Below are 24472 nucleotides of genomic sequence, written 5' to 3'. Positions count from 1 at the left end.
GAGGGGCGGCGGAGCCCTGGGCAGGCCCCGAGCGTCGATCAAACGCCGGTTCGATCTCGCCTCGCTAGGGCCGTTCGGCCCACACCGCCGTCCCACCGGTCCTGGGCGCCGGGCGTGGCGGCCGGCCCCCCGATGTCCCTTCAGCCTCCCCCGGGGCAGGCTGCCGGGACAGGGGCCGACCGTCCTGTGGCGCGGGGCCGAACTGCCCCCTGCCCGACGGGCCATGCGGGGACGTGGGTCGGCCCCGGTGCGGAGGCAGTGGTCCGCACACCGGGGCCGACGACGTGGCCAGTCCGGCTCAGGCGAGAGGCCGGACCACCGGTCACCTGCTGTCGCCGGACTCCGTCTCGGGGAGCGCGGCCCGCCCGGCCTCCAGGCGGGCGACCGGGACGCGGAACGGCGAGCATTGGACGTAGTCGAGTCCCGCGGTGTGGAAGAAGTGCACCGAGTCCGGGTCGGCCCTCGAACAGCGCGGAAACCGGCCCTCGTCCCGAGCCTCACGACAGAGCGGCCGCGGCTCCAGGGGCCGATGGTCCCCATCCCGCACCGCCCGGCCCTGTCGCCCGGGGATAGGGCCGACCGGCCCTGGCCGTTCGACCCGGAATCGCGCAAGATCTCCGAGAGGGAAGGACCGGTCCCGCCCACCAGGCGGATCCCGGTGCAGGAGACACACGAGGCAGGACAGGAGCCGTCGATGACGGACAGCGAGCAGACCGCCCCCAAGACCCCGATCCGGGTCTTTCTGCTGGACGACCACGAGGTCGTACGGCGAGGGGTGCACGACCTGCTGGACGACCAGCCGGACATCACCGTGGTCGGCGAGGCCGCCACCGTCGAACAGGCACTGGTACGCGTCCCCGCCCTGCGCCCGCACGTCGCGGTGCTCGATGTCCGCCTGCCCGACGGCGACGGCGTGACCGTCTGCCGGGAACTGCGCTCGCAGATGCCCGACCTCGCCTGCCTGATGCTCACCTCCTTCGACGACGAGGAGGCGCTGCTCGACTCGATCATGGCCGGCGCGTCCGGCTACGTCCTGAAGCAGATCCAGGGCTCCGACCTGGTGTCGGCGGTACGCACGGTGGCGGCAGGCCAGTCACTGCTCGACTCCAGCGCCACCACCAAGCTGATGGCCCGTCTGCGCGGCGAGCAGACCAAGGAACCGGAACCGGAAGCCCTGCCGGGCCTGACCGAGCGCGAGCGGCAGATCCTCGCCCTGATCGGCGAGGGCCTGACCAACCGCCAGATCGGCCAGCGGCTCTACCTCGCCGAGAAGACCGTCAAGAACCACATCTCGCGTCTGCTGGCCAAGCTCGGCGTGGAGCGGCGCATCCAGGCCGCCGTCATCGCCACCCAGGCGCAGGAACGACAGAAGCAGGACGGGCACTGACACAACGCACGACGACACCTCACTCACCGTCGACGGGCACCGCGTCGCGGTCCCCGCTGAACGCGACCCCGCCGCCCTGGCCCGGGACGAGTTCGACGTGGACGTGGTCATCGAGTCGACGGGCCGCTTCCGCACCCGTGAGGACGCCGGGCCGCACCTGAAGGCCGGTGCGCGCAAGGTCCTGCTGTCCGTGCCGGGCAAGGGAGTCGACGCCACGCTCGTCATGGGCGTCAACGAAGACACGTACGACCCGGAGCGGGACCACGTGGTCTCCAACGCGTCGTCCACCACCGACTGCGTGGCGCCGATGGTGAAGGTGCTGGACGAGCGCTTCGGCATCGACAAGGGGCTGATGACCACCGTCCATGGCTACACCAACGACCAGGTGGTCCTGGACGGCCCGCACAAGGACCCGCGCCGCGGCCGGACCGCCGCCGTGAACATCATCCCGACCAGCACCGGCGCGGCCCGCGCCGTCGGTCTCGTGCTGCCGGAGCTGGCGGGCACCCTGGACGGCATCGCCGGCGCATCGCGACCGGCACAGGGCCGCCGACCGAGGTCGCAACCGGTCGGCGGCCGGGCACCGACTGCGAGTAAGGCCCTCGACGCGGCCTTTGAGCCAGTACGGTGAGGATTGTGCACCGAGCACCGAGACCGAGGCTACGGGTTGACCGCACCTTGCTGCGCGAGCCGGTCGGAGGAAGCGATGAGCGGTGAAGGGCGAGGAGGCTCCGAGCATCCCCTGCCCAAGCTGCGGCTGGATGAGCTGCTCGACGAACTGCAGGCGCGGATCGACGCGGCACGCGGTACGCAGGACCGGGTGCACAGCCTGCTGGAGGCAGTGCTGTCGGTCGGGCGGGAGCTGGATCTCCCGCACGTGCTGCGGCGCATCGTCGAAGCCGCGGTGATCCTGGTGGACGCCGAGTACGGGGCGCTGGGTGTGATCGGAGAGGATCGCACGCTGTCGGAGTTCCTGACCGTGGGGATCGACGACGAACGGCGCGCGGAGATCGGTGACTTGCCGAGCGGCCACGGCATTCTCGGCGAGCTGATCCGGCATCCGGCACCGCTGCGGCTGCCCGAGCTCTCGGAACATCCCTCCTCGTACGGCTTTCCGGCCCATCACCCGCCGATGCATTCCTTCCTGGGGGTGCCCATCCGCGTGCGCGACAGGGTGTTCGGGAACCTCTACCTCACCGAGAAACGCGGTGCCGCCGAGTTCGACGCCGAGGACGAGGCCGTCCTCTCGACGCTCGCCGTGGCGGCCGGTGTGGCGATCGAGAACGCCCGTCTCTACGAGGAGACCCGCCTGCGCGAGCGCTGGATGCGAGCCGGCGCGGACGTCACGAGCACCCTGCTGTCGGGCGCGCCCGGCGACGAAGTGCTGGAGCTGATCGTCGACCGGGCCCGGGAGATCGCCTCGGCGGACGTCGGGATGATCGCGGAGTACGTCACCGGAGCGGACGACCTGCGGCCGGTGCGCGCGGCCGGGGCGGACGCGGAGCGCCGCAGCGGGCTGGTCCTCGCCGCGCAGGAGGGTTTCGTCGGGGCCGTGCTCACGACGGCGGAGCCGGTGGTCAGCGCCGACATCGAGCACGACGCCCGCAACGGCGGGGGAGCGGCTCAGTGGGCCGGACTCGGCCCCGTGGTGGGGGTACCGCTCGGCGCCGGCGGGAAGGCCCGGGGCGTGCTGCTGCTGGGGCGCCTGGCGGGCCGTACGCCGTTCTCGGACTCCGCCACCGGGCCCCTGCTCGGCTTCGCCGGTCAGGCGGCGCTGGCGCTGGAGCTCGCGGAGCGACGCCGGGACGCGGAGCAGCTCGCGCTCCTTCAGGACCGTGACCGGATCGCACGCGATCTGCACGATCTCGCGATCCAGCGGCTCTTCGCGGCCGGCATGACCCTGCAAAGCACCCAGCGCTTCGTGGACCACCCCGAGGCCGTGGAACGGCTGTCGCGCACTGTCGACGACCTCGACGACACCATCAAGATCATTCGGTCGACCATCTTCGGTCTGCGCACGCACGGCGGTGGGGCCAAGGAGGACAGCGGACTGCGCGGTCGGGCGTCCGAAGCGGTGAAGGCCTCCGCCACCTCGTTCGGTTTCGCTCCCGCGCTGCGGATCGAGGGCCTCGTCGACACCGACGTCCCCGGCGATGTCGCCGACCACGCGCTCGCGGTGCTCGGCGAGGCGCTCAGCAACGCGGCCCGGCATGCGGGGGCCCGCTCCGTGGACGTTCATCTGCGGTGTGCCGGGGGCGAGCTGGCGCTGACGGTGACCGACGACGGCTGCGGAGTGCCCGACGGGGTCGCGCGCAGCGGGCTGCGGAACCTGGAGGAACGGGCCCACGCGCTCGGCGGATCGCTCACGCTGGGCGAACGACGGGAGGGCGGCGGCACGCGGCTGGTGTGGCGCGTACCGACCCGCTCAGCGGGAGGCTGACGGCGCTCGTTCGGTTTCGGCCAGTGCCTGGCGCGCCGTGCGACGTGGGGTAGCGGGCCCTTCCGGGCCGTACCCCAGACGGATCACCATCTGCGCGTGAGCGCGTCGGCCGCTCGTGGACGGTATGAGCCGCTCGCGCAGGTCGGGCCACTCCAGCCCTTGGTGCAGCAGCGACGCCCTGAGGCCATGGGCGGTGGCCACCAGCAGTACGCGTTCGAGGGCCTGCCCGGCGCGCAGCCAGTCGGTCCGCCGGTCGTGCGCCGTGGACAGGACGGCGATCGACGGCCGCGTCTCGAAGATGCGGGCGGCTGCCGCGGCCCGGTGCCGGTGGGCGCCGAAGTCGCGCATCGGGACGCGCTCCCGGAAATCCTGTGGTCCCAGCGTCTCCGGCGGCATGCCGAGGGCCGTGAGCTCCGGCGCGTGCACCCAGCGGCGACTCTCCGCGGCCCTGTCGGGGTCGGCGGTGTTGCGGTGCTCCGCCTCCCAGATGATCTGCAACAGACGGTCGGTCCCGGCGGGTGAGGGACGGATCAGCAGGGCGCCTTCGGTGTGGGCGGCCTCGGCGAGCTCGGTGAGGACGGCGGCGGGCAACGGCCGCTCCGAGAAGGGGAAGCGGCTGCTGTGCCGGCGCCACAGAGCCTCGTACAAGTGCGGAGGCGCGGGACTCCTCGCGGGGCCGCCGAGCCGTACGGTGCCGAGGAGGTCCGGCTCGTGGGGCCGGGGCAGCAGGCGGGTCACCGGTTCCCAGCCGAAGTGGGCCACCGCCACCCGAAGGTTGAGGAGCGCGCAGCCGACGGAGACGTGCAGGGCACGCCCGGCCGGATCGGTGTGGCGCAGGCCGCGGTCCGTGGCGGCGCGGATCTCCAGGGTGACGGTGTCCGGGTCGAGCCGGAAGCGCCAGGGCTGGGTGTTGTGGATCGAGGGGGCGGCCACAGCCGCGGAGACCAGGGTCTCCAGGATCGGCACGTCGAGCGTCGTGGAACTCATCGGGAACTCCTCCCGGCCCTGCCCCGAGGGGGCGGGGGCTCTGCGGTTACCCCACCCAGCGTGAGGTTCCCGGGAGCGGCGGGAGGAGGGGCCGTGCGGCCTTGTGCGGCGCCGGACGGCCCAGCTGTGTGTCACCTCGCGGGACGCTCACCGGACTCGGGCCGTTCGAGATGGGAGGCGAGGACGGCCGCCTGGACCCGGCGGTGGACGCCCAGTTTGGCCAGCAGCCGGGAGATGTGGTTCTTGACCGTCTTCTCCGAGAGGTAGAGCCTCTTGCCGATCTCACGGTTGGTGAGGCCGTCCCCGATGAGCGCGAGGATGTCCCGCTCGCGCGGTGACAGGCCGGCCAGCTCGGGGGCGACGGCCGGTGTGTCGGTCGGGTCCGCGCGCAGCGAGCGCATCAGCCGGGCGGTCGTCGCGGGGTCGAGCATGGACTGCCCCGAGGCGACCGTGCGTACCGCCGAGATCAGGTCGGAGCCCTTGATCTGCTTGAGTACATAGCCCGCGGCCCCGGCCATGATCGCGTCGAGCAGGGCGTCCTCGTCGTCGAACGACGTCAGCATGAGACAGGCGAGGTCCGGCATCCGGCTGCGCAGCTCGCGGCAGACCGTGATCCCGTCCCCGTCGGGCAGACGTACGTCGAGGACGGCGACGTCCGGGCGCAGTGCCGGGCCGCGGACGAGCGCGTGCTCGACGGTTGCGGCGTCGCCGACCACGGAGATGTCCGGTTCGGCGTCCAGGAGGTCGGTCAGGCCACGTCGTACGACCTCGTGGTCGTCCAGCAGGAAGACCCGGATCGGGTTCTGCTCCGTGAAGGTGCGTGCCTCGGTCATGACGATCCCTTGTTCCCCGGTGGCTGACGGACCGCGGGCTGTCCGTGACACCGCGGGCTGTCCGTGACGACGATCGTCACTCGCCGGGACCGGATGCACTAGGGCCGACCGGCCCCACTACTACCCCACCCTGCGCCCTGTCCGGCCCCCTCGCCGCGGACCAGCGGCCCCTCCCGGCGACGTTCGGCCGGTCAAGCGCGCGAAGGTCCGAGGGTGGCGATGGCGGCACAATCCGCTGCGACGGCACAGCGATGCCGTGGAGGCGTGGGTCGTCCTGGCCACCTGGGCGACGGCGACGGTCGGCGGTGCCGCTGCCGGTGCCGCGGGCGCGCACGCCATGGAGCGAGCGGTCGATGAGCAGCGCGCGGGCCGGCAGTCGGTCGTCGCCGTACTGCTGGAGACCGCGCCGAACGGTGTGCGTGATGAGGCCACCGGCGTGAAATACGACCACGTGCAGGCGAAGGTGCGCTGGAGCGACGGCGACGGGACGGTCCGCACGTCCGAGGCAGCCGTGAAGCCCGGTGCCAAGGCGGGCACGGCGACCACCGTGTGGACGGACGGACACGGCCGTCTGGTGTCCGGGCCCGTCAGCCCGACGGAGGGGACGGCGCGCGTGGCACTGGCCGGCATGGGGGGTGCCGTGGCCGGCGGCTTCGTGATCCTCATGGGCGGGCTCACCGTGCGGCTGCGCATCGAGCGCCGGGCCACCGAGCGCTGGGGCGAGGAGTGGGGTCAGGTCGGGCCGCAGTGGGCGCGCAAGGCCGGTTGAGAGCCCGAGGCGTGCACGGTGGCTACGGTGACTGATGGGGCGACTGCTTGGTCATCGCATCGGTTCGAGGCCGGTCATCGGTGACTGCCGCTCCCGTACGGGGCATACAGGTCCAGCAGCCGGGTGCGGGCCGAGCGGAGGCGGTGGGCGAGGATCCCGCCCACCCATTCGGCGACCGCCAGGCCCAGCGCGGGGTCGTCGTGGCACATCGACCGTACGGCCATGGCGTCGAACTCGTACACGCGCACAGGGGTCGTCGTCTCGGCCCCCAGATGCCAGGAGTGCGGCGCGAACAGCCAGGACCAGCCGACGAGTTCATTGTGTTCGAGGGTCTCGATGACGGCCGCCCGGCGGCCGGGCACATGCATGTCGAGAGCGATCGTGCCGGTTCGGATGATCCAGAACCGGTCGGCGCGGCCGCCCTCCTCGAAGAGGCGGATTCCCTGGGGGAACGACACCTCGCGGGCGATGCGCATCAGGCGCTGCCGGTGCTCGGCGGACAGTGCCCGCAGCATGCCGGCGGTGGGCGGAGCGTTCATGACGAGCCTCCTGGACGGACGTGTGGACCTGCCGCGTCCAGCGTGTGCCCGTGCCGCTGCCCGAACCAGGGGCCACCCGGCCCCACGCCGGGGCCACCCCGCACCATGCGGAGTGCCGCGACCGTGCGTTCCCGGCGATCTCATTGATCAGCCGCGCGCGCGGCCCAGCGGCGGTAAGCCGCAACGGCGGTCGGCAGGGTTGGGAAGATCAGGTCGGTGCCGACCGACTCCGTCAGCCCGTAGGCCTCCAGGTCGTCCCACAGGTCCTGTTTGACGCGGGCGAGGGCGAAGACGATGCCGCGGCGGGTCAGTTCGAGGCGGAGGGCGTCGACGGCGTCCAGCGCGGTGATGTCGACCTCCACGTTCGCCTCGGTGTTGAGGACGAACCAGCGGACCGTGCCCTGCTGTTCGGCGACGGCGGCCAGGGCCCTGTGCCGGAAGTTCTCCGCGTTGGCGAAGAAGAGCGGGGAGTCGTAGCGGTAGACCAGCAGGCCGGGGATCGTACGCGCCTCGGGGTAGTCGTCCACATCGTGCATGCCGGCCACGCCGGGGACCAGACCTTGGACCGCGTCGTGCGGACGGGCCACCCGGGTCAGCAGTTCCGCGACCGACAGACCGACGGCGACGAGCACGCCGTACAGGATGTCGAGGGTCAGCACCCCGGCCAGGCAGCCGAGTGCCAGCAGGAGTTCGCGGCGGCGGAAGGACGCCAGCCTGCGGAAGCCCGCCAGGTCGATCATGCGGACGGCCGCGTACACGACGAGCGCGCCCAGTACGGCCGAGGGCGTGCGGGTCAGCAGCGGGCTGAGGAAGAGCAGGACGGCGAGCACCGCGGCGCCGGCGACCAGCGAGTACGCCTGGCTGCGGGCGCCCGCCGAGGAGGCGAGCGCGGTGCGGCTCGCGCTGCTGCTCACCGGGAAACCGCGCAGCGCGCTCGCGCCGAGGTTGACCGCGCCCAGCGCCAACAGCTCCTGGTTCGCGTCGAGTTCGGTGCCGCCCTCGTCGTCGCGGCGGTGGAAAGCCCGCGCGGTGAGGATGAAGTCGGTGTAGCCGACCAGGAGGACACCGAGCGCGGGGAGAACCAGGTGCGGGAGATCGGTCAGGTCCGGCAGGGCGAAGCCGGGCAGCCCCGCCGGAACCTCGCCGATCACCTTGATGCCGTGCCGGTCGTCGAGATCGAAGGCGGCCACGGCCGCCGTGCCGAGCACCACCGCCAGCAGCGGTCCGGGCACCACCGGCCACAGCCGCGCCACCACGAACAGGAACGCGAGCGCCACGGCGGCGAACACCACCGTGGCCGGATGGATCCGCGACAGGTTCCGTACGAAGGACCACAGTTGGGGAAAGAAGCCCGAGCCCGTCGTCTTCACACCCGTGAGTTTGGGCAATTGGTCCACGATCATGATCAGCGCCACACCCGCGAGATAGCCGATCAGCACCGGCCGGGAGAGCAGGTCCGCGACGAAGCCCAGCCGCAGCGCCCACGCCGCGAGACACAGCAGCCCGACTGTGGCCGCGAGGGCGGCCGCCAGCGTGGCGTACCGGCCCGGGTCTCCGGCGGCGAGCGGGCCGACCACGGTCGCGGTCATCAGCGCGGTCGTCGACTCGGGGCCGACCGACAGCAGGCGGGACGAGCCGAGCAGGGCGTACAGGCCGAGCGCGGGCAGGATGGCCCAGAGTCCGGCGACGGGCGGCAGGCCGGCCACGCCCGCGTACGCCATGACCTGAGGTACGAGGTACGCGGCCACGGTCACGCCGGCCAGCAGATCGCCCTTCAGCCATGAGCGCCGGTAGCCGAGCAGCGTGCCGAGCCCGGGCGCCAGGCGGCGCCACACCGGAACGTGCCCGCCCGAGCTCTGGGACATGAGCCTCCTTCTGCCGCGTGCCCAAGGATCATCCTTGTGATCTCAGGATCCGCCTTGTGATCTCAGGATCCACAAACGGGCCGACGCCCGCGAGAGGCCGACCGGCCCGGACGACGCCGAGGACCGCTCCGGTGCCGCTGTCCGAGGCCTCGCTCGACAGCCCAACAGGCCCTGCCGAAGGGGTCGTTCAGCCCCATGGTCACGGACCTTCGGCATCCGGCGACCTCCGCCCCGTGCGACAAGAGTGAGCGGTGTCAGGCACCGACCGGATCGTCCCCGAAAGGATCACCGCCATGGCCGTGCACGAGCACTCTCACCGGAGCCAGGGGTTCCATCTCCCGTCCTTCCACAGGAACCGGACCGCCTCCGCCTCCGAGTCGACTGTCTCGGCACGCACCGACACGCACATCGCGCGGGCCTATGTCCTCGCGTCGCTGCGCCTGCTCACCGGGTTCGTCTTCCTGTGGGCCTTCCTCGACAAGACCTTCGGGTTCGGCTACGCCACCGAGTCCGGCAAGGGCTGGATCGACGGCGGCTCGCCGACCAAGGGGTTCCTCAGCGGTGTCGCCGCCGGGCCCATGGAGTCGACCTTCCACTCCTGGGCCGGCGACACCTGGGCGGACTGGCTGTTCATGGCCGGACTGCTCGGTATCGGACTGGCCCTGGTCGGCGGCGTCGCGCTGCGGCTCGCGGCCGTGGCGGGCACCGCGATGATGGCGCTGATGTGGATCGCCGAGTGGCCGCCCGCCCAGCACCTCTCCGACGGTTCGCCGAGCATGTCGACCAATCCCTTCGTCGACTACCACCTCGTCTACGCCGTCGTCCTGATCGCCCTCGCCCTGACCTCCGCGGGCGACACCCTGGGCGTCGGCAAGCTTTGGGCCAAGCTTCCCTTCGTCCGCACCAACGGCTGGCTCCGCTGACCGCAGGTACGGGACGACGCGGCGGGCCCCCGAAGGTTCCCGCCGCGCCGGCCAGTGGTAAGGCCGATCGGCCCCTGCCGCGTACCTCCGGCCCTGCAGTACGAACACCCTGGACACGACGCTGGAATCGGATCCCCCGATTCAGGAGGTGGAGACCATGCCCCGCACCATCACCGTCGGCCTCGACGGCTCGCCCGAGAGCCGGGCGGCCGCCGAATGGGCCGCCCGTGAAGCCGAGCTGCGCGAACTCCCGCTCAAGCTGGTCCACGTCTGGGAGCCCGTACCGGATCCCATGGCGCAGGCTCCGCTGCTCGGCGCCGAGACACTGCAGCACTGGAGCGAACGCGTTCCCCGTGAGTCGGCCGAGGGCATCCGGCTGCGGCACCCCGGTATCGAGGTGACCGCCGAGCACCGCAGCGGCCGGCCCGCCGAGGTCCTCTCGGGCCTGGCCGAGGACGCCGCGCTGCTCGTCCTGGGCTCCCGTGCCATGAGCGGGGTCGGCGGGTTCATGGTCGGCTCGGTCGGCCTCGCCGTCGTGGCCCACGTCGAACAGCCCGTGGTCCTGGTGCGCGCCGGCGAGCAGGCCGCGGACGAGCACGTGATGGATCCGGCGGGCATCCCGTCCGCCGCGGCCCCCTACCGGCCGGTCGTCCTCGGCCTGGACATCGAGGGACCCGACGACTCGCTCGTCGCATTCGCCTTCGACGCGGCCGCCCGCCGCGCCACGTCCCTGCGGGTCGTCCACGGCTGGAACCCGCCGCCCTACTACGCCTACGGCCTCTCCACCGACCTCGAACTCCGCCGCGGGCTGTCCCGGCAGCAGGCCGGCGCCCTGACCGAGATCCTGCGCCCGTGGCGGCAGAAGTTCCCCGCCGTCGAGGTCGTCGAGGAGCCCCGCGCCGGCAGGGCCGCCAACCACCTGGTCGACGCCTCCCGCGAGGCCTCCCTGGTCGTGGTCGGCCGCCGGATCCGGCGCTCCCCGATCGGCGCCCACATCGGCCCCGTCACCCACGCCGTACTCCACCATGCCGCGGCCCCGGTCGCCGTCGTCCCGCACGACTGACCATCCTGGAGGAGAAGGCGGTCTCTGTTTCCCGCCCCCCGGCCTCGGTCAGCGAATTCTTCCAGGAGGTCCTGGAAGGCCAGGTCGACGCCCGGATCGTCTTTGACTGCCCCGAAGGAGAGTGAGAGTCATGGAGCTGCCGCTGGTCGTGGGCGTGGACGGCTCCGAGCCCAGCATGCGCGCCGTGGACTGGGCGACGGACGAGGCCGGCCTGCGCGGCCTGCCGCTGCGGTTGGTGTACGCCTCGCTGTGGGAACGCTACGAGGGCACCTCGCTCGCTCAGGGGCTGGATCGCCCCTCGGAACAGGAGATGGCCGAGGACATCGTCGACGCGGCCGCTCGGCGAGCACATGGTCGCGACGCGAAGGTGAAGATCTCCACCGATGTGCTGCCCGAAGAGCCGGTGCCCGCCCTGCTGCGCGAGAGCCGCCACGCCACCGCGCTGGTCCTTGGATCCCGGGGTCGCAGCAGCATCGCCGAGCTGCTGCTCGGCTCGGTCAGCCTCGCCGTCGCCGCTCGCGCCGACTGCCCGGTGATCGTGCTGCGCGGCAGCCACGACAACCAGGCGAAGTCCGGGACACGGCGGCGCATCGTGCTGGGTGTCGCTGAGGAGGCGCACAACTCCGCGGCCGTTCGCTTCGCCTTCCACGAGGCGGAGGCACGGAAGGTCGAGTTGGAGGCCGTACGGGCCTGGCGCTGCCCCGCGCACGAGACCACCGACCATCCCCTGCTCGCCGGGAAACCCGCCCGTCTCCGCGAGCAGCGAGCCGCGGAGACCCTCGACGCCGCGCTGGACGCCGCCGTCGCGGGCCACCCGTCCGTGCAGCTCCACCGGCGCACTGTCGAGGGCCCGGCCCGCAAGGTGCTGCTCGACGTCTCGGCCACCGCCGACCTGCTCGTCGTCGGCGCCCAGCGCCGCCAGGGGCACTTCGGGCTCCAGCTCGGCCGGGTCGCCCATGCGGTTCTGCACCACTCGGCCTGCCCGGTGGCCGTCGTCCCGCAGCCGGTGCGAACGCCGTGACCGGCTCAGAGGCTCGCCGCGTGATCGGGGACGTAGGTCTGCAGATCGCGCGGCGGGCGCACGTATCCGGTCGACGGCGGCCGCGGCGGCAGCTCCAGCACCGGCGGTGGCACCTCGTGGTAGGGAACGGAGCCGAGCAGGTGGGCCATCATGTTCAGCCGGGCCCGGCGCTTGTCGTCGCTCTCCACGACGAACCAGGGCGCCTCCGAGATGTCCGTGTGCACCAGCATCTCGTCCTTGGCCCGGGAGTACGCCTCCCAACGGGTGATCGACTCCAGGTCCATCGGGGACAGCTTCCAGCGCCGCGTCGGATCCTTCAGCCGGCGCCGGAACCGCTCCTGCTGCACGGCGTCGCTCACCGAGAACCAGTACTTGCGCAGCAGGATTCCGTCCTCCACCAGCATGCGCTCGAAGATCGGGCACTGCCGCAGGAAGAGCTGGTACTCCTCCTTCGTACAGAAGCCCATGACGTGCTCGACACCGGCCCGGTTGTACCAGCTGCGGTCGAACAGCACGATCTCCCCGGCGGCCGGCAGGAGCTCGACGTACCTCTGGAAGTACCACTGCGTGCGCTCGCGCTCGGTCGGCTTGGGCAGCGCCGCGATCCGTGCCACGCGTGGGTTGAGGTGCTCGGCGACCCGCTTGATGGTGCCGCCCTTGCCCGCCGCGTCCCGCCCCTCGAAGATCACCACGAGCCGGGCATCCTCGGTCCGCACCCACTCCTGAAGTTTCACCAGCTCCGTCTGCAGCCGCAGCAACTCCTGCTCGTATGCCGCACGCGGCAGCGGCGACGCCTTCTTGCCGGCCATGCCGCCTCCTCAGCCGAATGACGTACCTCGACGACGTATCTCGATGCCTTTCGGAATCACCATGCCCCAGACGGCCCGAGGTCGCCGACTGAACCTGGAGCGCCTGAGGACAGCGGATGCCTTGCGCCCGCCGTGGGAGCGGCGGGCGCAGAGACGAGCTGCCCGAAGGGCTACGAAGCGGTCCGGTCGGTCACGTCGGTGATCCTCCACCGCTGGTTGGCTCCGGAGTTCGGCGTCCACATCGTGACGGCGGATCCGTCGGCGGTGGCCTGGCCGCCCACCTCGAGGAGCCCGCCGGTGGCGGCGTTGACCAGGGTCCAGCTGCCGTCGCCGGTGGTCGACATGATCCACTGGGTGGCCTTGTCGCGTCCGCCGAGATCCGCCTCCAGCACCGGGGCGCCGTCACGCACGGCCAGCCGCTTGCCCTCGACGGGGTTGGTGAACACATACCGCTGCCGGTTGCCCGTGTCGCCGCTGATCCGGCGAAGCTGCCACCGCTGTCCGGCGTCGGCCGCATCCGTGCCCGCGGTCTTGATGACGAGCTTGGTGCCATCGTCCGCCACGGTGAGCGCCTTGCCGCTCTGGACGCCGGTCAGCTGGTAGGTGTGGCCCTGCTGGAGCAGGGCGGCGTCCTTGGCCACGCCGGACACGCCCTTGACGAGGAAGGACGTCACGGACTGGGCGGGCACGGTGAAGGTGGCCCGGCGGCCGGTGACCTCGACGGGGGTCTGCCGTTCGAGCTTGCCCTCGGCGCTCGTCACCACGGGCGTCACGGTCGCGTCGCGGGAGATGTGGCCGAACTTGGACAGGTCGATCGTCACCGTACGGGCGTTGGTCGTGCTGTTGACGTGGACGACCGTCGCCGCGTTGCCCGACTTGGAGACCGCGGCGGCGCTGGAGGTGTCGTCGGTCTTGATCAGCCGGTCGCCGGGCTTGATGTAGTGCGTGAAGTTGCGGGCGGTGTCGAACTTGGTGTTGGTGTGGATCGGGCAGCTGGCCAGCGTGTCCGTGGAGGCGCAGCTGAAGGGGATCTGGATGCTGCCCCAGTTGCCGCCCTTGGCGGACTCCCCGCCGGGCTTCATGTTGTCGTAGTCCTCGACGGGCTGCCAGAACACCCAGGCGCGGGGCTCGAGTTCACGCAGGTCGTCGACCATCCGCTGGGCCAGGCCGAGCCCGGGCCGCATGTCCGTGAAGCTCTGGCCGTCGCCCCAGTCGCCCTCGACCTCGCTCATCCACAGCGGCTTGTCCGCGGCCTTGGCCAGGTCGCGCACGCTGGTACGGCCGCCGGTGCCGTAGGTGTGGACGTTCATCTGGCCGACGAGATCGCGCACGTCCTGGGGGTAGGTGTTCCAGTTCTGCGTGAAGAGGCTGGGGTTGGTCTCGTCCATCGCGGAGATCTCCGTGCCGGTCTTCGCCTGCTCGAGGGCGGGGGCCAGCGCGCGGATCACCTTCTGCTGGAGCTCCGGGCCGATGTGGGCGCCCTCCTGACGGCCGCCGACCGGCTGACCGTCGGCGCTCAGGCGGGTACCCCAGTAACCCGTGTTGGGTTCGTTGAACGGGTCGAGGGTGTCGACCTTGATGCCGTGGGCCTGCTCCAGCCGCTTGGTCGCGCCCGCCAGATAGGCGGCGAAGTCGTCGACGGAGTCCGCCTTGAGCTGGTCCTCGGTGGAGTTGAAGCCACCGGAGACATAGCCGCTCTTGGTCATGAACCAGGGCGGCGAGTTGCTGAAGGTCTCCCAGTGGTCGATGTCGTTCTTGATCCGCTCCACCCACCAGCGCTGTGTGGCGTCGGCGTCCGGGTTCCAGTCGGCCGCGTCGTCGGCGCTCCACCAGTCGGTGTCCGTGCGGGTGGTGCCCGCCGGGGCCTTCCACCAGCCCTCGACCGCTCCGCCGGCCCGGAGGTAGTCCCTGACATCGGGGGCGTTGCCGCCGCCGATGTTGTAGCGGGCGATGTTGAGGGCGAGGCCGTCGTCGTCGAAGAGGAGCTGGGCGAGCTTCTCGCGGATCTCCGCCGGGTAGCCGCCGGTGGCGTTGGCGAACCAGACCAGGCTGGTGCCCCAGCCCTCGAAGCTCTGCTCCTTGTACGAGGGGTCGGGCTGGACGGTGACGGCGGCGGCCGCCGCTGCCGTCGAGGTCTGCGCGTTCGTCGGTGGAGCGGTGACCAGGGCTGCCCCGGTCGCCAGAGCGGTGACTCCGATGGTGCCCAGAAGCCGTCGTGTGCGGGTACGGCGTGCCAACGTGTGCTCCCAACTCGTGAATGGACGCTTCGGTGGACGGACGAAGAAGGACGTCAGGTCGCGGGCTGCCGCAGTACGGCGACCTCCCTGGGGGACAGGACAGGGGCGCCGTCGTCTCCGGCCCGGCCGACCAGGAGTTCCCCGGCGAGTCCGGTCAGCGGCACCGTCTCGTCGGTCCGGTTGACCAGGAAGAGATAGCGGCTGCCGGCGTCGCGGCGCACGATCAGCTCGACGCTTCCCCGCGCGCCGTCGGGCAGTTCGCTGCCGACACCGGCGGGCCCGAGCAGCTTCGGCAGCAGACCGGTGAGGCCGTCCGTGCCCAGCCGGGTGGAGACGTACGCGGCCGAACCGCGGCCCATTGCGCGGCGGGTGACGGCGGGGCGACCGGCGTGCGTACCGCTGCGGTAGTGGGCCAGTACTTCCACCTCGGGGTCGGTGACGGTGATCCGGTCGGTCCACACCGTGGCGGTGCTGCCCGGATCCAGCTCGACCGTCTCGCCGTCGAGCAGCGGACCGAACTCCTCGATGCGGATGCCGAGCAGCTCGCGCAGGGCTCCCGGGTAGCCGCCGAGCCAGATGTGGTCGTTCTCGTCCACGACACCGGAGAAGTACGTGGTGACCAGGTGGCCGCCGTGCTCGACGTACCGCGTGAGTTCCTTGGCCAGGGCGGCGGGGACCAAGTGCAGTACGGGCGCGATCAGCAGCTCGTACCGGTCGAGGTCGGACTGCGCGGTGACGACGTCGGCCCGTATGCCGAGGGCGAGGAGGGCGGAGTACCAGTCGAGCCCTTCCTGGCGGTAGTCGAGGCGGGAGGTGGGATGGGAGTCCTGCTCGCTCGCCCACCAGGACTCCCAGTCGAAGACGATGCCGACGCGGGCCGGTTCGCGCTCGGTCCCCGCGACCGGAGCGAGTGTCCGCAGGGTCCGGCCGAGGTCGGTCACCGCGCGGAAGAGCTCGCTGTCGGGTCCGGCGTGCGGCACCATCGCCGAGTGGTACTTCTCGGCGCCGGCCGCCGACTGGCGCCACTGGAAGAAGCACACGGCGTCGGCGCCGTGCGCGACGTGCAGCAGCGAGTCGCGGGCCAGATCGCCGGGCCGCTTGGCCACGTTGACGGGCTGCCAGTTCACGGCGCTGGTGGAGTGCTCCATGAGGAACCACGGGCGTCCGCCGGAGATACCGCTGATGAGGTTGGCGGAGAAGGACAGCTCGTCCCGGTCCTGCGGGCCGGGCATGACGTAGTGGTCGTTGGAGACGAAGTCGACCTCACCGGCCCAGTCGGCGTAGTTCATCCCCTTGGTGCCGCCCATCACCATGAAGTTCGTGGTGACCGGCACGCCGGGCGTGATCTCGCGCAGCACGTCCCGCTCCGCGCGCAGGTACTCCTTCAGCGCGTCGGAGGAGAAGCGCTTGAAGTCCAGCTGCTGGGTGGGGTTCGGGTAGGAGGCGGCGAGGCGGGGCGGCAGGATCTGCTCCCAGTCGCTGTACCGCTGGGACCAGAACGCCGTGCCCCAGGCGTGGTTGAGGCCGTCGAGGGTGGTGTAGCGGGCGCGCAGCCAGTCGCGGAAGGCGCGGGCGGCGTCGTCGGAGTAGTCGTAGATGTTGTGGCAGCCCAGCTCGTTGGAGACGTGCCAGGCCACCAGCGCGGGGTGGTGCGCGTACCGCTCGGCCATCTTCCGCACCAGGCGCAGCGCGTGGTCGCGGAAGACGGGCGAGGTGGGGCGCCAGTGCTGCCGCCCACCGGGCCACAGCGTCTCACCGGAGGCGGTCACCGGGAGGATCTCCGGGTGCGCCGTGGTGAGCCAGGGCGGCGGGGACGCGGTGGCGGTGGCCAGGTCGACGCCGATGCCGCCCGCGTGCAGCAGGTCCATGATCTCGTCGAGCCAGGTGAAGTCCCACTCGTCCTCGGCCGGCTGGATGCGGGCCCAGGAGAAGATCCCCACGGAGACGATGTTGACGCCGGCCTCGCGCATCAGCCGGATGTCGTCCTCCCACACCTCGCGCGGCCACTGCTCGGGGTTGTAGTCGGCGCCGTACGCGAGGCGTGGGGTGGGGTCACCGTCCGGCCCGTGCTGAAGCTGGGACAGGAGGGTGGAGATCATGGTGGTCCTTCCGGTGTGGTGCACGGGGGCGGCGCGGCACCGTGCCGCGCCGCCCTGTTTTGCTGCTCGGAACTACTTCTCGACGGTGAAGCCCTGCTCCTCGCCGTACTTGACGGACGCGCCCTGCCAGGCCTTCAGACCGTCCGCCAGCTTGGTGCCGGAGACGTAGGCCTTGCCGACGGTGTCGTTGAAGATCGAGTTGGCGTACTGCTGGAAGGGCAGGTACGACCAGTCGTCGGCGACGTTGGCGGCGGAGTCGGCGAAGATCTTGTTGGCCTGCTGCCCGCCGAAGTAGTCGAACTTGGTGTTCTGGAACTCGGTGGACTGAAGCTCCGCGGTGGTCGCCGGGAAGGCGCCCTGCTTGACGCGGGTCTGCACGCCGTCCCCGGCGTTCGCGTACTCGACGAAGGCGTAGGCGAGTTCCTTGTTCTTGCCCAGCGCGGGCAGGGCCAGGGAACTGCCGCCGTTCTCCGCGCTCGCCTTGTCGCCCTTGGTCCAGGCCGGCATCGGGGCCGCACGCCAGTCACCGGAGGCGTTCGGCACGCCGGTGACGAAGTTGGCGGGCATCCAGGCGCCGGTGGCCAGGGTGGCGATGGTGCCGTCGCCCAGTCCCTTGTACCAGTCGTCGGTCCAGCCGTTGATGGGCGCGAGAAGCTTCTCGTCGATGAGCTTCTGCCAGGTGTCCGTGTACTTCTTCGCGCCCGCGTCGGAGAAGTCGATCTTCACCTTGGTGCCGTCGACCTTGTAGGGGCGCGAACCGGCCTGCCACAGCATGCTGGTGGTGAAGCCCGCGTCGCCCGCGTCGTTGGCGATGTAGACCTTGGGGTCGGCCTTGTGCAGCTTGCGGGCCGCGTCGACGTACTCGTCCCAGGTGGTCGGGACGGCGATCTTGTACTTGTCGAAGACCTTCTTGTTGTAGAACAGCGCCATCGGGCCGGAGTCCATCGGCAGGCCGTAGACGGACTTGCCCTCGCTCACGGCGTTCCACGGACCCGGGGTGTACTTCGAGGCCAGCTTGTCGGCGCCGTAGGGGGCCAGGTCGGTGAGGCCCTTGGTGAGGGAGTACTGGCTCAGCGCGAAGTACTCGACCTGGGCGACGTCGGGCACGCCCTTCTCGGCCGATATGGCGTTCGACAGGGCGGTGTAGTGCTTGTCGCCGGACCGCTCGCTGACGAGGTTGATCTTGACCTTGGGGTACTTCTTCTCGAAGTCGGCGGCGACCGTCTTGAGCGTGGGCTCCCAGGCCCAGACCGTCACCGTGCCGCCCTTCTTCAGGGCCGCCTGGATGTCCGAGGCGGAGACCGCCTTCTGGTCGGAGCTGTCGTCCGAGCCGCCGCAGGCGGTGGCGCCCAGGGCGAGGGTGGAGAGAAGGGCGATGCCGCGCAGCAGGCGGCTGGTCTTTCTGCGCATGGAGGTGCTTCCACTTCTTCGTGGGCGGGACAGGTGAGGGTGGGGGTGCGCGTGCGTGGGGCTGAGGGGGCGGCCGGAGGACCGCGGGGTCACTCCTTGACGCTTCCGGCGGCGAGACCGGACTGCCAGTACTTCTGGAGCAGCAGGAACGCGGCGATCAGCGGCACGATGGTGAGCAGTGAACCGGTGATCACCAGGTTGAAGATCACGTCTCCGCCGATCGTCTCCGCCTGGGAGTTCCAGACGCTCAGGCCCAGGGTCAGGGGGTACCAGTCCGAGTCCTTGAGCATGATCAGCGGCAGGAAGTAGTTGTTCCAGGTGGCGACCGTGGTGAACAGCAGCACGGTCACGATGCCGGGGGCCAGCAGCGGCAGGGCGACCGTGAAGAAGGTGCGCGCCTCGCCGGCCCCGTCGATGCGGGCGGCCTCGAGGAGTTCGGTGGGGATGGCTTCGGTGGCGAAGACCCACATCAGGTAGAGGCCGAACGGCGACACCAGCGAGGGGATGATGACCGCCCACGGGGTGTCGGTCAGGCCCATCTTGCTGAACATCAGGAAGGTGGGCACCGCGAGGGCGGTGCCGGGGACGGCCACCGCGCCGATGACCGTGGCGAAGATGCCGCGCTTGCCGGGGAAGTTGAACTTCGCCAGCGCGTAACCGCCCAGGACCGCGAGGAGGGTGGCACCGCCGGCGCCGAGCACCACGTACATCAGGGTGTTCAGGAGCCAGCGCGTGAACACGCCGTCGTCGTATGTGAACGTGTCGCGGATGTTGTCCCACAGGGCGAAGTCGTGGGCGAACCACAGCCCGGACGAATCGGCTAGGCCCGCCTGGGTCTTGGTGGCGTTGATGACCAGCCACATCAGTGGCACGACGGTGTAGAGGACCACCAGGGAGGTCAGCACCGTCAGCAGCAGGCTGCGCTTGGGCCGCCCGGCGGTGTGCCTGCGCGGGCCGCGCAGACGCGGCGCGCTCTTGCCGGGGCCGGTGGACTGGGCGGGTACGGAGGGGGAGGCGGTGGTGAGAGGGCTGCTCATCGGGTCACGCTCCCTTGCGCATGCCGCGCAGCTGCACGACGTAGGCGATCACCATCGTGATCAGGCCCATGATGATGGCCACCGTCGCGGAGTAGTTGTGCTGCTGGCCGTTGAAGGACAGCGAGTACGTGTAGAAGTTCGGGGTGTAGTCCGTCGTGATGGCGTTGCGCGCCAACGGCCGCAGGATGTTGGGCTCGTTGAAGAGCTGGAAGCTGCCGATGATGGAGAAGATCGTCGCGATGACGAGGGCGCCCCGGATCGCGGGCAGCTTGATCGCGGTGATGACCCGGATCTGTCCGGCGCCGTCGATCTCCGCCGCCTCGTACAGCGAGTTCGGGATGACGCGCAGCGCCGAGTAGAAGATCAGCATGTTGTAGCCGACGAACTCCCAGGTGACGATGTTGCCGATCGACGCCAGCACCAGGTCGGGCGAGAGCGGGTCGGGCAGGGTGACACCGAATGCCTCGTTGATGTCGCCCACCAGCCCGTACTTCGTGCCGTACATGAAGCCCCACATGAGGGTGGCGACCACGGCGGGCACCGCGTACGGCAGGAAGATCGTGATGCGGAAGAAGCTCTTGCCGTAGAGCCGCCCACTGTCCAGGGCCAGGGCCACCAGCAGGGCGATACCGAGCATGATCGGCACCTGGACCACGAGGAAGAGCGACACCCGGCCGAGGGACGCCCAGAACTGGTCGTCCTTCAGCGCCTGTGTGTAGTTGTCCAGGCCGACGAAGGTGGTGCCGCCGATGAGCTGGTCGCGGAAGAGGCTCAGGTAGATCGAGTACGCGATCGGAGCGAGGAAGACCAGGGCGAACACGGCCACGAAGGGACCGATGAACCCCCACCCGGTCCAGGAGCGGCGGTCCCGTTTCGCCGGAGGTGGTGCCGGCCGCGGCTCGGCGGCCGCCAGCGGTTGCAGCGTCGTCATGTCGTTCCTCGCTCGTCCATCGCGGAGCCGGCTTCCTGCGCCGGCTCGATGTTTACGCAAACATCGACGCCCCAATGGGGTCAAGGGCTGTTATGTTTACGTAAACATCTGATGGCGGCATGTCTACACTGCCCCCATGTCGGTGGTCAAGAGCCGCCTGATGAAACGGCGATTCAGGTAATCGAGGGAGACGGGTGGACACAGCGGACGGTGCCTCGACGAGCAGGGACGGGGTACGCACGCGCACGAGGAAACGGGCCGTGCGACGCACTGCGAGTGCGTCCATGGCGGATGTCGCGCGCCTGGCCGGCGTCTCGTCGCAGACAGTCTCCCGGGTGTCCAACGGGTACGCGGGTGTCAACGAAGAGACCCGGCGGCAGGTGCTCGCGGCCATGAAGGAGCTGGGCTACCGGCCCAACAGCGCCGCCCGGGCCCTCAAGCGCGGCGAGTTCCGCACCATCGGCGTGATCACCTTCAACCTCTCCACCACGGGCAATATGCGCACTCTGGAGGCGATCGCCACGTCCGCGGCGCAGGAGGGTTACGCCGTCACGCTCCTGCCCGTAGCCGTCCCCACCCAGGACGAGGTGCGCGGCGCCTTCTCCCGGCTGGGCGAGCTCGCCGTCGACGCCGTCATCGTCATCATGGAGGTGCACCTGCTCGACGCGGCGACCATCTCCTTGCCGCCCCACGTCCAGGTCGTGGTCGCCGACTCGGACGCCGGCGACCGCTACACCGTGGTCGACACCGACCAGGCCGGGGGAGCGCGCGCGGCCGTGCGGCACCTGCTGGACCTCGGTCATCGCACGGTCTGGCATCTGGCCGGTCCCGAGGAGTCCTTCGCGGCCGAGCGCCGTGCCGCCGCCTGGCGCGCCGAACTCACCGAGGCGGGCCGCGTCCCGCCACCCGTCGTACGCGGCGACTGGTCGGCGGAGTCCGGCTATCGCGCCGGCCTGCGACTCGCCGGCGAGAAGGACTGCACGGCGGTGTTCGCCGCCAACGACCAGATGGCACTGGGCCTGTTGCGGGCCCTGCACGAGCGTGGCCGGAAGATTCCCGACGACGTCAGTGTCATCGGCTTCGACGACATCCCCGAGGCCGGCTCCTTCCTGCCTCCGCTGACCACCGTGCAGCAGGACTTCGCCGAAGTGGGACGCCTGTGTGTCGCGGGTGTCCTGCGGCGGATGCGCCACGAGGGGGCGGAACACGGCACCACGCTCGTCCCGACGAGGCTCGTGGTGCGCGACAGCACCGCGCAGTGCCCTTCTGCCGCGGACGCCTAGAGCGGCGCTCCGGCGCACACGCCGAGCGCGAGCGGTATCCGCCGCTCTCCGCGTGTCCGAGCCGCGGAGCTCGGGGGAGTGCGCAACGAATTTCGGGCCTGCGCCCGGCCGCCTTCCGACCGTACGCGCGTGCGCGGCAGGCCCGGGTGCCGGATCATGGATGTTCAGCGGGTCGCAGACTCCGGGAGTCGAGGAGGATGCCGGTGAAGCCGGATGTTCCTGCCGCGCAGCCCCTGATCTCCAGCGACGTCGAGGCGGTGCTGGCGGCGGCGGGCGCCGTTGTCGCGGGCCTGCCGCTCGGACGTGAGTCCCGGATACTGCGCCGCATCGTGGAGGGCGCGCAGGCCGGGGTGGCCGTACTCGACACCGAGTTGCGCTATCTGTACGTCAACCCGCGGATGGCCGGGGCGAACGGGCTGCCCGTGCAGGCCCACCTCGGCCGCACCCTGGCCGAGGTCCTGCCGGGGGTGCGTCGCGCCGAGGAGGTCCTGCGCGAGGTGCTGCGGGACGGGCAGCCGCGCCGGCTGGTCGGCACCGGGTCCACGCAGGCTCCCTCGGCCTTCGCGCACCGCGAGTGGCGGGCGACGTACCACCGGCTGGAGGACGACCACGGCAAGGTCGTCGGGCTGGTCGGCATCGGCCTGGAGCTCACCGAACCGCGCCAGTATCTGCGCGAGCTGGAGCGCGCTCATCAGCGGATGGCGCTGCTGGACACCGCGGCCGCCCGGATCGGTACCACCCTGGACGTCGACGCCACCTGCGGTGAGCTGGCCGACTTCGTGGTGCCCGGGCTCGCGGACGCCGCGGGGGTGGAGCTGTTCCTGGAGGACCGGCCCGGCGGGCGGCAGCGGACGCCGCCCGGTGTGACGCGGCTGCGCAGGGCGGCGCTCAGTGTTGTGCCGCAGCTCAGGGCCAGATTCAGAGAGATCGACTTGGCCGGTGTGTATCTGGAGTACGAGGCGGGATCGCCGGTCCGGGAGCGCCTGGACGCCGGCCAGTCCTGGTTGCACGACCTCGCGGCCGGCGAGGTGCCACCGGGGCCGCACGCCGATCGGATCGCCCGGTATCGCGCCGCCGGGGTCCACTCCGTACTCGTCTCACCCATCGGCACCGAGGACCGGCTGCTCGGCACCCTGTCGATGGTCCGCGTCGGCCCTTCACCGGCCTTCACGCGCGAAGACGCCGTGGTGGCACAGCAGTTGGCGGCCCGCGCCGCCCGCGCCCTGGACCGGGCCTTCCGCTACGCCCGCGAGCATGCGATGGCCCTGGAGCTGCAGCGGGCCCTGCTGACCGAGCCGACCGTGCCCCATCCGAACCTGGAGACCGCCTTCCGGTACCTGCCCGCGGACGACACCACGGTGGTCGGCGGTGACTGGTTCGACTCCCTGGCCCTGTCCGACGACCGGAACCTGCTGGTCATCGGCGATGTCATGGGCCACGGAGTCGAGGCGGCCGTCGCCATGAGCCACTACCGGTCCATGCTGCGGGCCCTGGCCGACACCGGGCTGCGGCCGCACGAGATGCTCCAGCACGCCGACCGCATGGTCGCCGACTCCGGCTTCGACCGAGTCGCCACCTGCCTGCTGGCCCTCGGCGACCCCCGCGTCAACACCGTCTCGTATGCCAATGCGGGACACCTGCCTCCCGTTCGGCTCACTCCGCAGGGACACACCGAGATCGTGCCCCTTCCGGTGGGTCCACCGCTGGGCACCGGGTTCGGCTCGTACGAGACCGTCACGCGCCCGGGTGTGCCCGGCGGGACCCTGCTGCTCTACACCGACGGCCTGGTGGAACGCCGGGACGAGGACATCGACGACTCTCTGCGCCGCCTCACTCGCCTGAGACTCTCCCCACGAGACAGCCTCGAGAAGATCGTCGACGATGTCCTGGCCGAGCTGATGAGCGGCCCCGCAGAGGACGACGTCGCCGTGCTCGCCGCCCGCGTGCACCGCCTGACCCACCTCTAAGGCACGTCGGCGAGGTACTCGCGGATCTTCTCGCGCATGAAGACTGAGGACTCCTTGGCCCGTTCCTCCCAGGCGAACACGCAGGCCGTGAGCGTGCCGTCGAAGTGGTGGGCCTTCAGCTCGCGGAAGAGCTCGTCGAAGTCGACCTCGCCCTGCCCGATGTCCAGGTGCTGATGGATACGGGCCGGGGTGCCGGGCGGGTTGAGGATGTAGCGGTTGCCCGAGGAGGCCGTGTGGTCGAAGGCGTCGGCGAGATGGACGTGGCTGAGCAGGCCGCCGGCGTAGTCGATGATGCCGGGCGCGTCGTTGCCGATGTGGAAGGTGTGCGGGGCGCAGTACAGGAACGTGACGTTCGGATGGTTGATGCCGCGGATCAGGTTGATCGCGTCGTAGCCGTTCTCGATGAAATCGTCCGGGTGCGGTTCCAGCGCGAGGTGGATGCCCTCGCGCTCGAACACCGGCAGCAACTCGTCGAGAGAGTTCCAGAACTGGGCCTCCGAGCGGTCGGCGGCCTCGGGGCGGCCGTTGAACTCGGAGATCATGCTGTCGACGCCGAGGTCGGCGGCGATCTGGATGGACCGCTTCCAGTACCGCACGGCGGCCTTGCGGTCGTCCTCGTCGGGCCCCGACCAGCGGAACAGCGGCAGTAGCGAGGAGATGCCGACGCCCGCGGAGTCCAGCGCCTTGCGGAAGGCGCGGACCGTGCCGTCGTCGACGCGGGGATGCCGGAAGAAGGGGATGAAGTCCTCCCGGGGGGACAGCTCGATCCACTCGTAGCCCAACTCGGCAACCACGGACGGCAGTTCGAGCAGAGGCACATGGCGGATCATGTACGGGTCGAGCGCGATCTTCATGGGGGAGTCCCTTGCGGT

20 protein-coding genes and 1 pseudogene are annotated in these 24472 nt (G+C 70.8%); 9 read left to right on the top strand and 12 right to left on the bottom strand.

Annotated elements, in window-relative coordinates; all coding sequences use genetic code 11:
- Positions 1 to 322: 322 nt before the first annotated feature.
- Entirely contained in the window at positions 323 to 445 is a 123-nt protein-coding gene (locus ACFY0T_RS29125; RefSeq protein WP_388876861.1) for a hypothetical protein, read from the bottom strand.
- A gap of 249 nt (positions 446 to 694) precedes the next feature.
- Here ACFY0T_RS29125 and ACFY0T_RS29120 point away from each other — a divergent pair, with 249 nt between their 5' ends.
- The 3 genes and pseudogenes from ACFY0T_RS29120 to ACFY0T_RS29110 all read left to right on the top strand — a co-directional run bounded on the left by ACFY0T_RS29120 (position 695) and on the right by ACFY0T_RS29110 (position 3827).
- Positions 695 to 1387: a response regulator gene (locus ACFY0T_RS29120; RefSeq protein ID WP_388876668.1), complete on the top strand. Its 693-nt coding sequence runs from the start codon at positions 695 to 697 to the stop codon at positions 1385 to 1387.
- 22 nt (positions 1388 to 1409) lie between these two features.
- A pseudogene (locus tag ACFY0T_RS29115) lies at positions 1410 to 1910 on the top strand (type I glyceraldehyde-3-phosphate dehydrogenase); the annotation flags it as partial.
- Between the two features lie 183 nt (positions 1911 to 2093).
- Positions 2094 to 3827: a GAF domain-containing protein gene (locus tag ACFY0T_RS29110; protein ID WP_388876665.1), complete on the top strand. Its 1734-nt coding sequence runs from the start codon at positions 2094 to 2096 to the stop codon at positions 3825 to 3827.
- On the opposite strand, the gene ACFY0T_RS29105 is transcribed toward ACFY0T_RS29110, so the two are convergent.
- Both ACFY0T_RS29105 and ACFY0T_RS29100 read right to left on the bottom strand, forming a co-directional pair.
- Complete coding sequence (locus tag ACFY0T_RS29105) at positions 3813 to 4814, bottom strand: Acg family FMN-binding oxidoreductase (RefSeq protein WP_388876662.1); 1002 nt, start codon at positions 4812 to 4814, stop codon at positions 3813 to 3815. The two genes, ACFY0T_RS29110 and ACFY0T_RS29105, sit on opposite strands and share 15 nt — an antisense overlap.
- A gap of 131 nt (positions 4815 to 4945) precedes the next feature.
- Complete coding sequence (locus ACFY0T_RS29100) at positions 4946 to 5647, bottom strand: response regulator (protein ID WP_388876659.1); 702 nt, start codon at positions 5645 to 5647, stop codon at positions 4946 to 4948.
- Between the two features lie 256 nt (positions 5648 to 5903).
- Here ACFY0T_RS29100 and ACFY0T_RS29095 point away from each other — a divergent pair, with 256 nt between their 5' ends.
- Positions 5904 to 6416 carry a hypothetical protein gene (locus tag ACFY0T_RS29095; RefSeq protein WP_388876656.1) on the top strand — a complete coding sequence of 171 codons (513 nt, stop codon included), beginning with the start codon at positions 5904 to 5906 and terminating at the stop codon, positions 6414 to 6416.
- Between the two features lie 74 nt (positions 6417 to 6490).
- On the opposite strand, the gene ACFY0T_RS29090 is transcribed toward ACFY0T_RS29095, so the two are convergent.
- The gene (locus tag ACFY0T_RS29090) at positions 6491 to 6955 is read right to left on the bottom strand and encodes a cyclic nucleotide-binding domain-containing protein (RefSeq protein ID WP_388876653.1); all 465 of its coding nucleotides are present in this window, start codon (positions 6953 to 6955) and stop codon (positions 6491 to 6493) included.
- Positions 6956 to 7095: 140 nt separating this feature from the next.
- On the bottom strand, positions 7096 to 8820 hold the full coding sequence (locus ACFY0T_RS29085; protein WP_388876650.1) for a SulP family inorganic anion transporter: 1725 nt from the start codon (positions 8818 to 8820) through the stop codon (positions 7096 to 7098).
- 293 nt (positions 8821 to 9113) lie between these two features.
- Here ACFY0T_RS29085 and ACFY0T_RS29080 point away from each other — a divergent pair, with 293 nt between their 5' ends.
- The 3 genes from ACFY0T_RS29080 (at position 9114) to ACFY0T_RS29070 (ending at position 11827) form a co-directional block, all read left to right on the top strand.
- Entirely contained in the window at positions 9114 to 9743 is a 630-nt protein-coding gene (locus ACFY0T_RS29080) for a hypothetical protein (protein ID WP_388876839.1), read from the top strand.
- 157 nt (positions 9744 to 9900) lie between these two features.
- On the top strand, positions 9901 to 10806 hold the full coding sequence (locus ACFY0T_RS29075; RefSeq protein ID WP_388876647.1) for a universal stress protein: 906 nt from the start codon (positions 9901 to 9903) through the stop codon (positions 10804 to 10806).
- 130 nt (positions 10807 to 10936) lie between these two features.
- Positions 10937 to 11827, top strand: a complete 891-nt coding sequence (locus ACFY0T_RS29070) for a universal stress protein (protein WP_388876644.1) — start codon at positions 10937 to 10939, stop codon at positions 11825 to 11827.
- A 5-nt stretch (positions 11828 to 11832) separates the two neighbouring features.
- Here the strand turns inward: ACFY0T_RS29070 and ppk2 are convergent, their stop codons facing one another.
- The 6 genes from ppk2 to ACFY0T_RS29040 form a co-directional block, all read right to left on the bottom strand.
- Positions 11833 to 12636 (bottom strand): polyphosphate kinase 2, encoded by an 804-nt coding sequence (gene ppk2, locus ACFY0T_RS29065; protein WP_388876641.1) that lies wholly within the window; start codon positions 12634 to 12636, stop codon positions 11833 to 11835.
- A gap of 170 nt (positions 12637 to 12806) precedes the next feature.
- Entirely contained in the window at positions 12807 to 14873 is a 2067-nt protein-coding gene (locus ACFY0T_RS29060; protein ID WP_388876637.1) for a glycoside hydrolase, read from the bottom strand.
- Between the two features lie 53 nt (positions 14874 to 14926).
- A complete protein-coding gene (locus ACFY0T_RS29055) occupies positions 14927 to 16972 on the bottom strand; it encodes a beta-galactosidase (RefSeq protein WP_388876634.1) in 2046 nt (681 codons plus the stop codon).
- Between the two features lie 72 nt (positions 16973 to 17044).
- Positions 17045 to 18382: an ABC transporter substrate-binding protein gene (locus ACFY0T_RS29050; RefSeq protein ID WP_388876631.1), complete on the bottom strand. Its 1338-nt coding sequence runs from the start codon at positions 18380 to 18382 to the stop codon at positions 17045 to 17047.
- 89 nt (positions 18383 to 18471) lie between these two features.
- Positions 18472 to 19419, bottom strand: a complete 948-nt coding sequence (locus tag ACFY0T_RS29045) for a carbohydrate ABC transporter permease (RefSeq protein ID WP_388876628.1) — start codon at positions 19417 to 19419, stop codon at positions 18472 to 18474.
- A gap of 4 nt (positions 19420 to 19423) precedes the next feature.
- A complete protein-coding gene (locus ACFY0T_RS29040; RefSeq protein WP_388876625.1) occupies positions 19424 to 20350 on the bottom strand; it encodes a carbohydrate ABC transporter permease in 927 nt (308 codons plus the stop codon).
- 194 nt (positions 20351 to 20544) lie between these two features.
- Here ACFY0T_RS29040 and ACFY0T_RS29035 point away from each other — a divergent pair, with 194 nt between their 5' ends.
- A complete protein-coding gene (locus ACFY0T_RS29035; RefSeq protein WP_388876622.1) occupies positions 20545 to 21633 on the top strand; it encodes a LacI family DNA-binding transcriptional regulator in 1089 nt (362 codons plus the stop codon).
- Positions 21634 to 21836: 203 nt separating this feature from the next.
- On the top strand, positions 21837 to 23600 hold the full coding sequence (locus ACFY0T_RS29030; protein ID WP_388876619.1) for a SpoIIE family protein phosphatase: 1764 nt from the start codon (positions 21837 to 21839) through the stop codon (positions 23598 to 23600).
- On the opposite strand, the gene ACFY0T_RS29025 is transcribed toward ACFY0T_RS29030, so the two are convergent.
- Positions 23597 to 24454 carry a sugar phosphate isomerase/epimerase family protein gene (locus ACFY0T_RS29025; protein ID WP_388876616.1) on the bottom strand — a complete coding sequence of 286 codons (858 nt, stop codon included), beginning with the start codon at positions 24452 to 24454 and terminating at the stop codon, positions 23597 to 23599. The two genes, ACFY0T_RS29030 and ACFY0T_RS29025, sit on opposite strands and share 4 nt — an antisense overlap.
- Between the last annotated feature and the right edge of the window lie 18 nt (positions 24455 to 24472).

The organism is Streptomyces sp. NPDC001530 (assembly GCF_042894545.1).
GTDB lineage: Bacteria > Actinomycetota > Actinomycetes > Streptomycetales > Streptomycetaceae > Streptomyces.
Note: the sequence above shows the minus strand (reverse complement) of the source record. Positions and strands in the feature narration are given on the sequence as shown.